A 14,209-nucleotide genomic window follows, 5' to 3' on the forward strand; every position below is an offset into this window, starting at 1 on the left:
GCGGGGTCAGAGCGGCGTCAGGTGGCCCGGGTCGGCCGGCTGCCGGGGCACCAACGGGTTCTCCAGCAGCGCCGATTCGGGCTCCAGGGCCAGGACGGCCGCCACCGGGTGCTCCTCGTCCGCCGGGACGAAGGCGGGGGCCGTCCGGGTCAGCAGGACCACGCCCCAGGAGGCCAGGCCCGCCCCCGCGAGGGCGAGCAGGATGCCCGCCGCCCCGCCCTGCAGCCGTTCGCCGAGCAGCGTGAGGCCGATCACCGCGGCGGCCAGGGGGTTCGCCAGCGTCACCATGGCGAGGGGTGCGCCGAGGCCACCCCGGTAGGCCGTCTGCGACAACAGCAGTCCGCCCGCCGCGAACGCGGCGACCAGCAGGGCCACGCCGATCACCTGCCAGCTCAGCAGTGAACCCGAGCGGTCCGTCGCCGCCACCGTCACGGTCTGGGTGAGAGCCGAGGCGACACCCGAGGCGAAGCCCGACGCGGTGGCGTGTCGCAGCCCCGGCTTGGCGCCCGGCCGGGCCAGCGCCCCGATGAGCGCGGCCGTACCGCCGGCGACCGCGAGCGCCTCGGGCACGCTCAGCACGGCCTCCGGTGCCTGCCCCGAAGCGGTGACCAGGATCGCGCCCAGTCCTGCCAGCGTCAGCGCGGTGCCCCGCCACTCGGCGGAGCTCACCTTCCGCCCGGCCACCCGGGCCCCCATCGGCACCGCGGCGACCAGGGTCAGCGCGCCGAGGGGCTGTACGACGGTGAGCGGGCCGTACTTGAGGGCCACGACGTGCAGCAGGGCCGCCCCCGCGTTCAGACCGACGGAGGCCCACCAGGCGCCGGCGGCCAGCAGGCGGAGCGTGCCGGTGCCGGAGCTGCGGGCGGCGAGCCGCTCCTGGGCGACGGCCGCGGCCGCGTAGGCGACGGCGGAGACCAGGGACAGGGCGACGGCGACGAGTGTGGCGGTCATCGGGCCGCTCCCACCAGGATCTTGTCCTCGACGGCGGGCGCGGCGCCGCCCCGGCCCGCCGTGGAGATTGTGTGCCGCGGCCGGTGGATCAGGGCGAGCGCCGTACCGAGCATCGCGGTCGCCACGATCGCGTCGAGCCAGTAATGGTTCGCCGTCCCGACGATGACCAGCAGGGTGACCAGCGGGTGCAGCAGCCACAGCAGGCGCCACCGGGACCGGGTGGCCGCGATCAGGCCGACGGCCACCATCAGGGCCCAGCCGAAGTGCAGCGACGGCATCGCCGCGAACTGGTTCGACAGGTGGTCCGAGGACGGCGGCCCGTACACCGAGGGGCCGTAGACCCTGGCGGTGTCGATCAGGCCCGTTCCGGCCAGCATGCGCGGCGGGGCCAGCGGAAACACGAACGGCAGTACCAGGGCGGCGGAGGTGACCGTGGCGAGGACCCGGCGGGCCCAGACGTAGTGCGCGGGCCGCCGCAGGTACAGCCAGACCAGGAAGGCCACCGTGGCGGGGAAGTGGACGGTGGCGTAGTAGGTGTTCGCCAGGTGCACGAGCGTGTCGCCGTGCAGCAGGGCGGACTGCACCGAGCCCTCGCCGGGCAGACGGACCGCTCGTTCCAGGTCCCACACGCGGTGCGCGTTGTGGATCGCCTCGCCGGTGTGGCCGGTCGCCAGCTGCCGGCCGAGTTTGTAGACGAGGAAGAGCCCTGCCACGAGCAGGAGCTCACGGACGAGCGGAGGCCGCGCGGTCGCGCGGGCCTCTCCTTCTGCAGGCTCGGTGTGGGCTGTCATCCCCCGGCCCCTTCGCTGACGAGGTGCGTGTGGTGGTGCGAGTCGAGACCCCTGTCGCGGCCGGAACTCATCGGTACGCCAACGTCCCGAAACGGAAGCGTTCCGATACGTGAGTGTACCGATACGACAGCGTTCCGGTACACTGACGTATCGATTGAGGAAGGACACAGTGGCTTGTGGGAATAGAGTCGTGGTGGAGTCCCACCCGACTCCGAGCCGACGCAGAGGGGAGACGAGCACATGACGTCGCAGGCAGCGGACGGACCGGAGACGGTCGCCGCCTCGCGCCGCTCCAAGATCACGCCCGAGCGTGAGCAGGAGTTCTTCGACGCCGTGCTCGAACAGGTCCGCGAGTGCGGGTACGACGCCGTCACCATGGAAGGCGTCGCCGCCAGCACGCGCTGCAGCAAGTCCACGCTCTACCGGCAGTGGAAGACCAAGCCCCAGTTCGTGGTCGCCGCGCTGCGCTCACGCCGCAGGTCCCGGTTCGAGGGCATCGACACCGGCTCGCTCGCCGGTGACCTGCGCGAGGCCGCGCGGGCCGTGGGCCGCTGGTCGACCAACGACACCAAACTGCTGCAGGCCCTCGGGCACGCCGTCACCCAGGACGCCGACCTCGCGCAGGCCCTGCGCGAGGCGATCGTCTACCCGGAGATCGCCGCACTGAAGGAGTTGCTCCGGCGCGGGGTGGCACGCGGCGAGATCGCCGCCGACCATCCGGCGCTGGAGTACATCCCCGCGCAGATGTTCGGGGTCGCCCGCGCCCGGCCCGTCGTGGACGGCGAGTACGCCGACCCCGACTATCTGGTCCGCTTCGTGGAGGCCGCCGTGCTGCCCGCGCTCGGACTCACCTGAGACCCGGGTCGCCGTCCACGGGATGACTGGACGGCGGCCCGGTCGCGCCGCACCGTGGGGACGGGGGCGGCGCGCACTCCCCGGCCGGGTGGGGTGCCCCTTGAGCGGAGGGGCGCTCCACCCGGCCGACCTGTGCCGGGGCCGGCCTCAGACGTTGCTGCCGTCGCCGCTGTCGGTCGAGACCTCGATGCCCTTGGTGATCTCGTCGATGACCGACTGCTTCTCGCCGACGTCGACGCCGAAGCGCACCACGACGATGTTCGCGGGGTTGGCGGGGGAGGGGAAGGCGAGCGACTCGACGTAGCCGTCGGAGCCGTTGCTGGTGACCGCCTTCCAGCGGACCATGTAGCCCTTCTGCCCGGCCACCGTGACCGCCTTGGAGCCGAGCACCTGGTGCGAGGTGATCGAACCGTAGGTCTTGCCGCCGTAGGACTGCGTGGCGTTCGCCTGGATGTCGGCCTTCGCGACCTCCTCGGCCGTGCTGCCCGAGGTCCTGAGCACCTGGGCCGGAGCCGAGTACGCGCCGCCCTTGGTGCATTTCTTCGAGGTGTCACCGGGGCACTTGTAGGAGTCGTTCGACGTGATTGAGGCGCCCACCTGGAGCTGCTGCCCGTACCAGTCCGCCGGTATGGGCAGGCTGATGCCGCTGATCGGGTCGGTCACCGAACCGCTCTTGATCTTCGGGGCCTCGGACTGACCGGGGGCCGGGGACTGCCCGCCGTCCGGGCCGCCGGAGCCGCCCGGCGAACCGCCCTCGCCGTCGAACGGCGCGCCCTGTCCACCCGGACCCCGCTGGGAGTTCGCGGCACCGCCGCCCGAGCCGCCGTCGCCGGTCAGCGCCCACACGCCCACACCGATGCTCGCGAGGACCGCCGCCGCCACGGCGACGGCTGTCCCCGTGTGCAGCCCGCGCCGCGGAGCGTGCGGCGGCGGCTGGGCGGGGAACGCCGGATAGGTGGGATACGCCGCGTACGCCGGATCCGGTCCCGCCATCGGCGACTGCGCCGGGGGACCCCATACGGCGGCCGAGCCCGCGGGGCGGGTCCGGTCCGTCCATGCCTTGCCGTCCCACCAGCGCTCGGTGGCGGGACCCTCACTCGTCTGCCCCGGGTCGGGATACCACCCGGGAGGAGTCACCTGCGTCATGCCCCCACCGTATGAGGCGTCGGTGAAAGCGGGATGAGAGGATCCGGCCTTCGGCCCACGACCGTCCGGTCGTGCGCCCGCTCACCCGCCCCTCGACAAGGCCGCCCCGGCGGCCCCTTTACCGCGAACGTGCCCCGCCCGTTCCCGCGTTGGCGTGAAACAGCCGGGTCCTGAACGCCTTTTGACGATCCGTCGGCTGCTCACCCGCAGGTCAGGACCTCGGCGCGTCGCCCGCTCGCACCCGCTGTCACCCATCACGGCAACAGCTGCCCCGACCGGCCTCCACTCGCCCGACCGGGCCGCTACGCTCGAGATCTGTACGTCGTTCGGGCGACTTGGGGAGGTAGCGGGATGACGGAGGTACGGCCCATGGAGGCCGCCTCGGCCTCCCTGTGGGAGCGGGACGAGGAACTCGCCGCCGTCGCACAGGCGGTCGACACCCTGCGCGCCGACCGCTCGTCCTCGGGCAGCCTGCTGATGGTCCAGGGCGAGGCGGGCCTGGGCAAGACCGCCCTGCTGGCCGAGACCCGCCGCATGGCGGAGCGGCGCGGCTGCACGGTCTGGTCGGCCCGCGGCGGCGAGACCCTCAGGTCCGTGCCCTTCAACGTGGTCCGCCAGCTGCTGCAGCCCGCCCTGGTGTCACTGATGCCGGAGGAGGCGCGCGAGTACCTCGGCGACTGGTACGAGGTCGCGGGTCCCGCCCTCGGCATCACCGAGCCCGGCGAGCGGCAGGCCGACCCGCAGGGCGTGCGCGACGGCCTCGTCGCCGCCGTACGCAGGCTCGCCCGGCGCGACTGGCCCCTGGTGCTGCTCGTCGACGACGCCCACTGGGCCGACCAGGAGACCCTGCGCTGGCTCGCCGCGTTCGCCGAACGCCTCGACGACCTGTCCGTCCTGGTCGTCGTGGCACGCCGTCCCGGCGAGGTCAGCGGCGAGAGCGCCCGTCTCCTCGAGACGGTCGCCGCCACCGCGGGCCGCCCCGGCACCCTGCTGAGCGCCCTCACCCCGGACGCCACCGCCGGCCTCACCCGCGCCACCCTCGGCGCGCACGCCGACGCCCCGTTCTGCCGCGAGGTCTGGGCCGTCACCGGCGGCAACCCGTACGAGACCGTCGAACTCCTCGCCAAGGTCCAGGACAGCGAGCTGGAGCCGACCGAGGGCTCCGCCGCCGAACTGCGCGCCCTCAACCGCTCGGCCCGCGGCGGCGGACTCGTCGCCCGCCTGGAGGAACTCGGCATCGACGCCACCCGGTTCGCCTGGGCCGCCGCCATCCTCGGCACCGGCATCACCGTCCGCCTCGTCGCCAAGCTCGCCACCATGGATCACGACGCGGCGGCGCGCTGCGCCGAACTGCTCAAGGGCGCCCGCATCCTCTCCGAACCCGACCCGTCGGCCGGCCCGGCCGGCGACGGCGAGCTGGAGTTCGTCCACCCGCTGATCGCCACCGCCGTCTACCACTCCATCCCCGACGCCCTGCGCACCGCCATGCACGGCATCGCCGCCCAGGTCATCACCGACTCCGGGCTCGGCGCCGCCATGGCCTCCCGGCACCTGCTGCAGGTGCACCCGGACGACGACGAGGAACTCGTCGAGCAGCTGCGCGAGGCCGCCCGCGAACACCTCGCCGTCGGTGCCCCGGACGCGGCCCGCCGCTGCCTGGAACGCGCCCTGCTGGAACCGCCGACCCCCGAGGTCCACGCGCGCGTGCTCTACGAACTCGGTTGCGCCACCCTGCTGACCGCGCCCGCCGTCACCATCGACCATCTCCAGTCCGCGCTGGGCATGCCCGGCCTCGCCGGCGACGAGCGGGTGGACGCCGTCTTCCGCCTCTCCCAGGCCCTGCTGCACAACGACCAGCTGGAGGAGGCCGTCCGCACGGTCGAGGCGGAGGCCGCCCGGCACGAGGACGGTCCCGCCAAACTGCGGCTGCAGGCGGTGCGGTTCATGTGGGAGGGCATAGCCGGTGAGGCCGTCTCCCCGGACCGCTCCGAGCGCCTCGCCGCACTCGCCGCGACCTGCACCGGCCGCGACAACTCCGAGCGCGCCCTGCTGATGCTGCGCGGCTTCGACGCCCTGATCCACGGCGAGAACGCCGAGGAGGTCGTCGAGTACTGCGACCGCTCCCTGGTCAACGGCCGCCTCGCCCCCGGACTCGGCTGGACCGACACCGAGTGGGGCATCGAACTCCTGCTGATGCTGGCCAGCTCCTACGCCCACACCGACCGCCTGGACCGTGCCGAGAGCCTGTGCACCGAGGCCCTGCGCGCCTACGAGTCGGCGGGCTGGAGTGGCGGTCACCTCGTCCTGGCGCACGCCTACGTCGGCCTCGCGCACCGCAGGCGCGGCCGGCTGCGGGAGGCGGAGACCTCCCTGCGCGAGTCGCTGCGTCTCGCCGAGCGGGTCGGCCGTGGACTGCCGCTGTACTGGACCGTGACCTGCAACCTCGTCGACACCCTGCTGGCCCGCGGCCATGTCGTGGAGGCCTGGGAGATCGCCGAGCAGTACGGCTTCGCCCCGCCCTACCCCTCCACCATCGTGATGCCCGACGTGCGTTCCGTCCGCGGCAGGCTGCTGCTCGCCGTCGGCCGCACCAAGGACGGCATCAACGAACTGGAGGAGGCCGAGAAGGCCGCCGCGGCCCGCGGTCACCACAACCCCGTGGCCGTCCCCTGGGCCCTCGACCTGGCGCGCGCCCTCGCCACGGAGGACCCGGCCCGGGCGGCCCGGCTCGCCTCCGACGCCCGCCGGCAGGCCGAACGGTTCGGCACGGACACGGCCATCGGCGAGGCCCTGCGGTGTGCCGCGGCGCTGGAGACCGGGCAACGGGCGGTCCGGCTGGCCGCCCAGGCGGTCGCCTACCTGGAGGCCTCCCCCTGCCAGTACGAGCACGCGGCGGCCCGCTTGGAGTACGGGATCGCCGCGCGGTCGGTGGCGGAGATCAACCGGGGCCTGGCGCTGGCGCGTTCGTGCGGCGCGGACGGTCTGGTGGCGACGGCCCGGGAGGTGCTGGAGACGGGACGGGGCCTGCGCTGAAGGCGCGTCACAGCGCCAGGAGCTGGTCCGTCACCACCGACAGCCGCCTGCGCACCTGGCGGTCGTACGTCAGCTCGTGCGCCCTCGACCGGCTCGTGCCGTCGAAGTAGCCGCCCGTGCCCAAGTCCTTCGTCGCCAGGGCCAGTACACCCGGTGCGCCGTCCGCCACCGTGTTCCACGGGGTGACGCCGCCCTCCCGGACCATCGCCGTGTCCATGAAGGTCGCCGGGTGCAGGACGTTCACGGCGACACCGGTGTCCGCCAGCTCCTCCGCGAGGTCGAAGGTGTGGGCGGCCAGGGCGAACTTGGCGCGGCGGTAGGCCGCGAAGCCGTCGTAGCCCCGACGGAACTCGACGTCGTCGAAGTCGAGGGGATCCTGGCCCACCGAACCCACGTTGACGATCCGGGCCGGTGTGTTCGCGCGGAGCACCGGCAGCAACGTGCGGGTCAGCACCACCGGCGCCAAGTAGTTCACGGCCAGGCGCAGTTCGTGGCCGTCGGCGCTCAACTCCCGCGCCGCGCCGGGCGCGCCCGCCCCGACACCGGCGTTGTTGATCAGGACGTCCAGGTCGGGATGCGCGTCGGCCACGTGGGCGCCCAGCTCGCGCACCCGCGCCAGTGAGGCCAGGTCGGCGACAAACCCCTCGGCGTCGCCCTCGGTGCGCAGCTCCTCGACGAGCCGCTCGGTACGCCCGGCGTCGCGGCCGTGGGCGAGGACGACGTGTCCGGAGCGGACCAGCTCGAAGGCGAGGTAGCGGCCCAGGCCCGAGGTGGCGCCGGTGATGAGAATGGTGGACATGCCCCCACCGTAGGCACGCGGCGGGGCATGTGCGAGGTGCTGCTGAGGCTACGACCAGCAGGGTCACCCTTCCGCTTCGGTCTCCTCGGCGAGGACGCGCTGAGCCGTCGCGAACGCCGCGTTGGCCGCCGGGACCCCGCAGTACACGGCCGTCTGCAGCAGCACCGCGCCGATCTCCTCGGGGGTGAGACCGTTGCGCCGGGCCGCGCGTACGTGCATGGCCAGTTCCTCGTAGTGGCCGTGCGCGACCAGCGCGGTCAGCGTGATCATGCTGCGTTCGCGGCGCGAGAGCGTCGGGTCGGTCCAGATCTCGCCCCAGGCGTAGCGCGAGATGAAGTCCTGGAAGGGGGCGGTGAAGGGGGTCTGGCGGGCCTGGGCGCGGTCGACGTGGGTGTCGCCGAGCACCTCGCGCCGCACCGCCATGCCGCGCTCGGCGCCGCCGTCGAGGTGGGCCCGCAGGGCCGTCAGCACGGCCTGCGGGCACTGTGCGGGCGCGAGGTGGCCGGCCCCGGGCAGCTCCACGAGCGTGGAGCCGGGGACGGCGTCGGCGATCTCGCGCAGATGCGGGGGCGGGGTCGCCCGGTCCTCGCGGCCGGCGATCAGCAGGGTGCGGACGGAGAGTTCGGGGAGCCGGTCGCGCAGGTCGTAGGCGGCCAGCGCGTCGCAGCAGGCGGCGTACGCCTCGGGGTCGGCGGCACCCTGGTCCCGCACGAGTTCCGGGATCGTGAACCCGTCGGGGAACCAGCGTGCCGGGGCGCTCTCGACGAGCCAGTCCAGTCCCTCCCGGCGCACCCGTTCGGCCCGCTCCTGCCACGGCCCGGGCCCGTTGAAGTGCGCGGAGGCGCAGATCACGGCCAGCGAGGAGACGCGCTCGGGGTGGTGCAGGGCGAGGTGCAGACCGACGGCGCCGCCCAGGGACACACCCGCGTAGGCGAACCGCTCGATGCCGAGGGAGTCGGCGAGGGCGAGCACCAGGCCGGCCAGGTCGCCGACGGTGGCGCCGGGGCCGATCAGGCCGGGGGCGGACCCACCGTGCCCGGGCAGGTCCCAGCGGATCACGCGGTGGGTGGCGGACAGCTCGGGCGCGACCTGGTCCCACAGCGCGTACGACGTGCCGAGCGAGGGCCCGAGCAGCAGCGCGGGCGCCGATGCGGGACCCTCGGCACGGTGGTTGAGGAGTTTGTCGGTCAACGTCGCTCCAGAGCACGGTCGGTGAGGGCTCCGGCGGAGCCGGTGTAACGGGTGGGGTCGGTGAGCTCGCCGAGGTCGGCGTCCTTCAGTTCCGGCTGCTCGGCGAGGAGTTCGCCGAGCGGGCGGCCCTCGGCGTAGGTCCGCCGGGCGAGCTCGGTCAGCAGTTCCTTGGCGCGGGCCCGCCCGAGCACCGCGGCCAGCTCGGCGGACAGCCGCTCCGAGACGATCAACCCGTGGGTGAGGCCGAGGTGTTCGCGCATCGCGTCGGCGTCCACCCGCAGCCCCTCGGTCAGTTCGGCGGCGTCCCGGGCGGCCCCGCCGGCCAGCCGCAGCAGGTCCCGCAGCGGCTCCCACTCGGCGTGCCAGGCCCCGGCGGGCCGTTCGTCCTCGGAAGCCATCGAGGCGTACAGCGTGGCCGCGAGCTGCGGGGCGCGCCGGGCGGCGGCCGCGATCAGAGTGGACCGCACGGGGTTGGCCTTGTGCGGCATCGCGGAGGAGCCGCCGCCGCTGCCCTCCGCGACCTCGGCGATCTCGGTGCGGCCGAGAACCAGGACGTCCGCCGCGATCTTGCCCAGTGCTCCGGCCGTGAAGGCCAGGCAGCCGGCGAGGTCGGCGACCGGGGTGCGCAGGGTGTGCCAGGGCAGGAGCGGGGCGGCGAGGCCGAGTTCACCGGCGTAGGCCGCGGTGAGGTCCACCGGGTCCGCGGCGCCGTACACCGTGAAGGCCGCCAGTGTCCCGGCGGCGCCGCCGAGTTGGGCGGGCAGGGTGTCCCGGACCCGGGTGACGCGGTCGCGTGCGTCGAGGACCAGGGAGCGCCAGCCGGCCGCCTTCAGCCCGAACGTCGTCGGTACGGCGTGCTGGGTGAGCGTCCGGCCCGGCATCGGGGTGTCGCGGTGGTCGGCGGCGAGCCGGGCCAGCGCCCGCTCCGTGCGGGCGAGGTCGGCCAGGGCGGGCTCCGTGGCCCGCACCGCGACCAGCATCATCGCCGTGTCCATGATGTCCTGGCTGGTGGCGCCCCGGTGGACGTAGGGGCCGTACTCCCCCCCGACGCTCTTCGTCAGGTCCGCGACCAGGGGGATGACCGGGTTGCCGCCGGAGCGGGCGCGCCCGGCGAGGGAGCGCACGTCGAAACGGGCGGCGTCGGCCGCCTCGCTGACCGCGGTGGCGGCCTCGGCCGGGGCGAGGCCCCGGGCGGCCTGGGCGCGGGTCAGGGCCGCCTCCGCGTCGAGCAGGGCCTGCAGGAACGCCGTGTCGGAGGTCGCGGAGGCGGCGGGGGAGCCTGCCCACCCGGGGGCGAGCAGGCCGGTGTCGTCGGGACCGACAGAAGTCACTGGTACTCCAGGAAGACCGTCTCGCCTTCGCCCTGAAGGCGGATGTCGAAACGGTAGGTGCTGTTGCCCTCGTCCTTGGCGATCAGCGTGTCGCGGCGGTCCGCCGCCAGCTGCGCGAGCAGCGGGTCGTCCGCGTGCGCCGCCTCGTCGCCCGGCAGGTAGATCCGGGTGAACAGGTGCACCAGCAGTCCGCGCGCGAAGACGCACACGCTCAGGTACGGCGCGCTGTGCCCCCGGGCGCCCGGACGCAGGGTGCGCGCGTACCAGTGGCCGTTGGCGTCGGTCTGGATGCGTCCCCAGCCGGTGAACTCCACGCCGTTGCGGCCCAGGTAGTCGCCGGAGGCCGGGTCGCGCCGTATGGAGCCGTCGGTGGTGGACACGTTGCCGTCCGGGTCGGCGCCCCACAGCTCCACGAACGCGTCGGGCAGCGGCTGGCCCTCGCCGTCGAGGACGTAGCCGTGGACCGTGATCGTGTCCGGGTGTCCGTGGGGCGCGATGTCCTCGCCGCCGCGGAAGGGCAGCGCGTAGCCGTAGAAGGGGCCCACGGTGTGCGAGGGGGTGGGCAGCACGCTCTCCGGCCGACTGGTGTCGATCTTCGTCATGGCAGGTCAGCGTCCTTCTTCGATCCAGGTGGCGTTCGGGCCGTCCAGCACGATGTCCCAGTGGTAGCCCATGGAGAACTCCGGCACGGACAGGTCGTGGTCGTAGGTGGCGACCAGCCGCCGGCGGGCCGCGTCGTCCGTCACCGACTGGATGATCGGGTCGTACGGGAAGAGCGGGTCGGCCGGGAAGTACATCTGCGTCACCAGCCGCTGCGTGAACGCCGTGCCGAACATCGAGAAGTGGATGTGCGCGGGCCGCCAGGCGTTGAGGTGGTTGCGCCAGGGGTAGGGGCCGGGCTGGATCGTCGTGAAGTGGTAGCGGCCCTCGGCGTCGGTGATCGTACGGCCGACACCGGTGAAGTTCGGGTCCAGTGGGGCGTCGTGCTGTTCGCGCTGGTGGGCGTAGCGGCCGGCCGAGTTGGCCTGCCAGATCTCGACGAGCTGGCCGCGTACGGGCTTTCCGGCCCGGTCCAGCAGCCGGCCCGAGACCGTGATGCGCTCGCCGACCGGCTCGCCGGTGTGCTGCCGGGTGAGGTCGTTGTCGATGGCGCCCAGGTCCCGTTCGCCGAAGGCGGGGGAGTGCAGCTCCACCAGCTCCGGGTCCTTGGTGACGTCGATGGCGACGGGCGGCTGCTGGGGGTGGCGCAGGACCGAGGAGCGGTACGGGGCGTACTCGCGGCGCGGGTGGTGCTCGACGGGGGCGCCGTCGGCGACCCGCTTCTCGTAGGCGGCGTGCTCGGCCGCGATCTCCTGGTCGATGTCGTGCTGGGTGAGAGTCATGGGGATTCCTCGTGGTTCCTATCGTTCCAGGACGAGGGCGAGGCCCTGGCCGACGCCGATGCAGAGGGTGGCGACGCCGACGCCGGAGCCGCGGCGGGCGAGCTGGTGGGCGACGGTGCCGGCGAGCCGGGCACCGGAGGCGCCGAGCGGGTGGCCCAGCGCGATGGCGCCGCCCCGGGGATTGAGGATGGCCGGGTCGAACTCGGGCCACTCGGCGACGCAGCCGAGCACCTGGGCGGCGAAGGCCTCGTTCAGCTCCAGCACGGACAGGTCGTCGAAGGTCCTGCCCGCCTTGGCGAGGGCCCGGTTGACGGCCTCGACGGGAGCGAGGCCGAAGTAGTGCGGGTCGAGTGCGTTCACGCCGGTCGCGGAGATACGGGCGAGCGGCTCGCGGCCCACCGCCTCCAGGCCTTCCTCGTCGACCAGCAGCAGGGCCGCCGCGCCGTCGTTCAGGGGCGAGGCGTTGCCCGCGGTGACGGTGCCGTTCTCCTTGCGGAAGGACGGCTTGAGCTTGGCCATCGCGGCCAGGGAGGCGTCGGGGCGCACGCACTCGTCGGCGGCGAAGACGACGGGGTCGCCCTTGCGCTGCGGGAGGGAGACGGCGGCGAGTTCGGCGTCGAACAGCCCTGCCTGCTGAGCGGCGGCCGCCTTCCGGTGGGAGGCGAGCGCGAACTCGTCCTGCTGCTCACGGCTGATCTTGTGCTTGTCGGCGATGAGTTCGGCCGACTCGCCGAGCGGGACGGTCCACTGCGGGTCCATCTTGGGGTTGACCATGCGCCAGCCGAGGGTGGTGGAGTACAGCTCGGTGTGCGCGGCGGGGAACGGCTTGTCCGACTTCGGCAGCACGTACGGCGCCCGGGTCATGGACTCCACGCCGCCGGCCACGGCGATGTGGGCGTCGCCGGCGGCGATGGCGCGGGCCGCCTGGATGACGGCTTCGAGGCCGGAGGCGCACAGCCGGTTGACGGTGACGCCGGGGACGGAGGTCGGCAGGCCCGCCAGCAGGGCGGCCATGCGGCCGACGTTGCGGTTCTCCTCGCCCGCGCCGTTGGCGTTGCCGAAGTACACGTCCTCGATGCGGGCCGGGTCCAGACCGGGGGTGCGGGCGAGGAGCTCGCGGATCGCGTGGGCGGCCAGGTCGTCCGGGCGCACCGCCGCCAGGCCGCCGTTGTAGCGGCCGATCGGGGTACGGACGGCGTCGACGAGGTAAACCGTGTTCACAGCAGGTCCTCCGCAACAGTCAGCTTCGCGCCGGTCTTGGCGACGACGTCATCGACGCTCGCCCCTGGGGCGACCTCGGTCAACACCAGGCCGTCGGGTGTCACGTCGATCACGCCGAGATCGGTGATGACCCGGTTCACACACGCCTTGCCGGTCAGCGGCAGCGCGCACTCCTGAAGGATCTTCGGCGAGCCGTCCTTGGCGGTGTGCGTCATCACCACGATGACCGTGCGGGCGCCGTGCACCAGGTCCATCGCCCCGCCGATCCCGGTGATCAGCTTGCCGGGAATCGCCCAGTTCGCCAGGTCGCCCTGCGCGGAGACCTGCATGGCGCCCAGTACGGCGACATCGATGTGCCCGCCGCGGATCATCGAGAAGGACAGCGCCGAGTCGAAGAAGGACGCGCCCGGCAGGACCGTCACCGTCTCCTTCCCGGCGTTGATCAGATCCGGGTCGACCGCGTCCTCGGTGGGGTAGGGGCCGGTGCCCAGGATGCCGTTCTCCGACTCCAGGATCACCTCCACGCCCTCGGGCAGGTAGTTGGGGATCAGCGTCGGCAGACCGATGCCGAGGTTGACGTAACTCCCGTCCCGCAGTTCTTGCGCGGCGCGCGCGGCCATCTGCTCACGACTCCACGGCATCAGCTGCTCACCGTCCGCTGCTCGATCTTCTTGTCCGCCGCCTGCTCCGGCGTGAGCGCCACCACCCGCTGGACGAAGATGCCCGGCAGGTGCACCGCGTCCGGGTCGATCTCGCCGGGTTCGACGAGTTCCTCCACCTCGGCGACCGTGACCCTGCCCGCCATGGCGGCCAGCGGGTTGAAGTTCCGGGTCGACTTGTTGAACACCAGGTTCCCGTGGCGGTCGCCCTTCGCCGCCCGCACCAGCGCGAAGTCGGTACGGATGCCCCGCTCCAGCACGTACTCGGTGCCGTCGAACTCCCGCACCTCCTTCGGCGGCGAGGCCAGCGCGACGCCGCCCGTGCCGTCGTAGCGCCAGGGCAGTCCGCCCTCGGCCACCTGGGTGCCTACTCCCGCCGGGGTGTAGAAGGCGGGGATGCCCGCGCCGCCGGCCCGCAGCCGCTCGGCCAGCGTGCCCTGCGGGATCAGCTCCACCTCCAGCTCCCCGGCCAGGTACTGACGGGCGAACTCCTTGTTGGCGCCGATGTAGGACCCGGTCACCCGCGCGATCCGCCCGGCCGCCAGGAGGACCGCGAGGCCCGTCTCCATCGCCCCGCAGTTGTTGGAGACGACGCGCAGCCCGGACACGCCCCGCTCGTACAGTGCCCCGATGAGCACGTTCGGCACACCGCTCAGGCCGAAACCGCCCACCGCCAGCGACGCGCCGTCCGGCACGTCGGCCACCGCCTCCGCGGCCGTGGCGACCACCTTGTCCATCCGTGAAGCCCCATCCCGTCCGAGCGCCCGGTCACGAATTAATCAGGGCACTGAGTATTTCGGTGAAGTTTCCTTCACGCTGCCATCGGAACAGTTCAGCGTCAAGACCTCCA

Annotated in this window: 13 protein-coding genes; 2 read left to right on the forward strand and 11 right to left on the reverse strand. The window is 73.3% G+C overall.

Annotated features, from left to right (window positions below; genetic code table 11):
• Positions 1 to 6: 6 nt before the first annotated feature.
• The gene (locus tag FBY22_RS10660) at positions 7 to 951 is read right to left on the reverse strand and encodes a DUF4175 domain-containing protein (protein ID WP_142144437.1); all 945 of its coding nucleotides are present in this window, start codon (positions 949 to 951) and stop codon (positions 7 to 9) included.
• Entirely contained in the window at positions 948 to 1,742 is a 795-nt protein-coding gene (locus FBY22_RS10665; protein ID WP_142144439.1) for a phosphatase PAP2 family protein, read from the reverse strand. The genes FBY22_RS10660 and FBY22_RS10665 overlap by 4 nt, the downstream gene beginning before the upstream one ends.
• 240 nt (positions 1,743 to 1,982) lie before the next feature.
• Here FBY22_RS10665 and FBY22_RS10670 point away from each other — a divergent pair, with 240 nt between their 5' ends.
• Positions 1,983 to 2,597, forward strand: coding sequence for a TetR/AcrR family transcriptional regulator (locus tag FBY22_RS10670; RefSeq protein WP_142144441.1), 615 nt, complete (start codon positions 1,983 to 1,985; stop codon positions 2,595 to 2,597).
• 147 nt (positions 2,598 to 2,744) lie between these two features.
• Here the strand turns inward: FBY22_RS10670 and FBY22_RS10675 are convergent, their stop codons facing one another.
• The gene (locus FBY22_RS10675; RefSeq protein WP_142144442.1) at positions 2,745 to 3,743 is read right to left on the reverse strand and encodes a DUF2510 domain-containing protein; all 999 of its coding nucleotides are present in this window, start codon (positions 3,741 to 3,743) and stop codon (positions 2,745 to 2,747) included.
• A 351-nt stretch (positions 3,744 to 4,094) separates the two neighbouring features.
• Here FBY22_RS10675 and FBY22_RS10680 point away from each other — a divergent pair, with 351 nt between their 5' ends.
• Positions 4,095 to 6,776 (forward strand): AAA family ATPase, encoded by a 2,682-nt coding sequence (locus FBY22_RS10680; RefSeq protein ID WP_142144444.1) that lies wholly within the window; start codon positions 4,095 to 4,097, stop codon positions 6,774 to 6,776.
• Between the two features lie 7 nt (positions 6,777 to 6,783).
• Here the strand turns inward: FBY22_RS10680 and FBY22_RS10685 are convergent, their stop codons facing one another.
• The 8 genes from FBY22_RS10685 to FBY22_RS10720 all read right to left on the reverse strand — a co-directional run bounded on the left by FBY22_RS10685 (position 6,784) and on the right by FBY22_RS10720 (position 14,096).
• A complete protein-coding gene (locus tag FBY22_RS10685) occupies positions 6,784 to 7,575 on the reverse strand; it encodes an SDR family NAD(P)-dependent oxidoreductase (RefSeq protein ID WP_142144446.1) in 792 nt (263 codons plus the stop codon).
• Between the two features lie 63 nt (positions 7,576 to 7,638).
• Positions 7,639 to 8,766 carry a 3-oxoadipate enol-lactonase gene (pcaD, locus tag FBY22_RS10690; RefSeq protein ID WP_142144448.1) on the reverse strand — a complete coding sequence of 376 codons (1,128 nt, stop codon included), beginning with the start codon at positions 8,764 to 8,766 and terminating at the stop codon, positions 7,639 to 7,641.
• Positions 8,763 to 10,097 carry a 3-carboxy-cis,cis-muconate cycloisomerase gene (gene pcaB / locus FBY22_RS10695; protein WP_142144450.1) on the reverse strand — a complete coding sequence of 445 codons (1,335 nt, stop codon included), beginning with the start codon at positions 10,095 to 10,097 and terminating at the stop codon, positions 8,763 to 8,765. Before pcaB ends, pcaD begins: the two co-directional genes overlap by 4 nt.
• Positions 10,094 to 10,699 (reverse strand): protocatechuate 3,4-dioxygenase subunit alpha, encoded by a 606-nt coding sequence (gene pcaG, locus FBY22_RS10700; protein ID WP_142144452.1) that lies wholly within the window; start codon positions 10,697 to 10,699, stop codon positions 10,094 to 10,096. Before pcaG ends, pcaB begins: the two co-directional genes overlap by 4 nt.
• 6 nt (positions 10,700 to 10,705) lie before the next feature.
• Positions 10,706 to 11,479 carry a protocatechuate 3,4-dioxygenase subunit beta gene (gene pcaH, locus FBY22_RS10705; protein WP_142144454.1) on the reverse strand — a complete coding sequence of 258 codons (774 nt, stop codon included), beginning with the start codon at positions 11,477 to 11,479 and terminating at the stop codon, positions 10,706 to 10,708.
• A gap of 18 nt (positions 11,480 to 11,497) precedes the next feature.
• Entirely contained in the window at positions 11,498 to 12,700 is a 1,203-nt protein-coding gene (locus FBY22_RS10710; RefSeq protein WP_142144456.1) for a thiolase family protein, read from the reverse strand.
• Positions 12,697 to 13,341, reverse strand: a complete 645-nt coding sequence (locus FBY22_RS10715; protein ID WP_142144458.1) for a CoA transferase subunit B — start codon at positions 13,339 to 13,341, stop codon at positions 12,697 to 12,699. The genes FBY22_RS10710 and FBY22_RS10715 overlap by 4 nt, the downstream gene beginning before the upstream one ends.
• Positions 13,341 to 14,096 carry a CoA transferase subunit A gene (locus FBY22_RS10720; RefSeq protein WP_142144460.1) on the reverse strand — a complete coding sequence of 252 codons (756 nt, stop codon included), beginning with the start codon at positions 14,094 to 14,096 and terminating at the stop codon, positions 13,341 to 13,343. The genes FBY22_RS10715 and FBY22_RS10720 overlap by 1 nt, the downstream gene beginning before the upstream one ends.
• Positions 14,097 to 14,209 lie beyond the last annotated feature (113 nt).

It is taken from the genome of Streptomyces sp. SLBN-31 (genome assembly GCF_006715395.1).
In the GTDB taxonomy this organism is placed as follows: domain Bacteria; phylum Actinomycetota; class Actinomycetes; order Streptomycetales; family Streptomycetaceae; genus Streptomyces.

What these genes read in the sequence shown, in the direction of transcription:
- FBY22_RS10680 (WP_142144444.1), top strand. Translation starts at nt 4,095, where the DNA reads ATGACGGAGGTACGGCCCATGGAGGCCGCCTCGGCCTCCCTGTGGGAG.
- pcaG (WP_142144452.1), bottom strand. Translation starts at nt 10,699, where the DNA reads ATGACGAAGATCGACACCAGTCGGCCGGAGAGCGTGCTGCCCACCCCC.
- FBY22_RS10675 (WP_142144442.1), bottom strand. Translation starts at nt 3,743, where the DNA reads ATGACGCAGGTGACTCCTCCCGGGTGGTATCCCGACCCGGGGCAGACG.
- FBY22_RS10670 (WP_142144441.1), top strand. Translation starts at nt 1,983, where the DNA reads ATGACGTCGCAGGCAGCGGACGGACCGGAGACGGTCGCCGCCTCGCGC.
- FBY22_RS10715 (WP_142144458.1), bottom strand. Translation starts at nt 13,341, where the DNA reads ATGCCGTGGAGTCGTGAGCAGATGGCCGCGCGCGCCGCGCAAGAACTG.
- FBY22_RS10660 (WP_142144437.1), bottom strand. Translation starts at nt 951, where the DNA reads ATGACCGCCACACTCGTCGCCGTCGCCCTGTCCCTGGTCTCCGCCGTC.
- FBY22_RS10665 (WP_142144439.1), bottom strand. Translation starts at nt 1,742, where the DNA reads ATGACAGCCCACACCGAGCCTGCAGAAGGAGAGGCCCGCGCGACCGCG.
- FBY22_RS10720 (WP_142144460.1), bottom strand. Translation starts at nt 14,096, where the DNA reads ATGGACAAGGTGGTCGCCACGGCCGCGGAGGCGGTGGCCGACGTGCCG.
- pcaH (WP_142144454.1), bottom strand. Translation starts at nt 11,479, where the DNA reads ATGACTCTCACCCAGCACGACATCGACCAGGAGATCGCGGCCGAGCAC.
- FBY22_RS10685 (WP_142144446.1), bottom strand. Translation starts at nt 7,575, where the DNA reads ATGTCCACCATTCTCATCACCGGCGCCACCTCGGGCCTGGGCCGCTAC.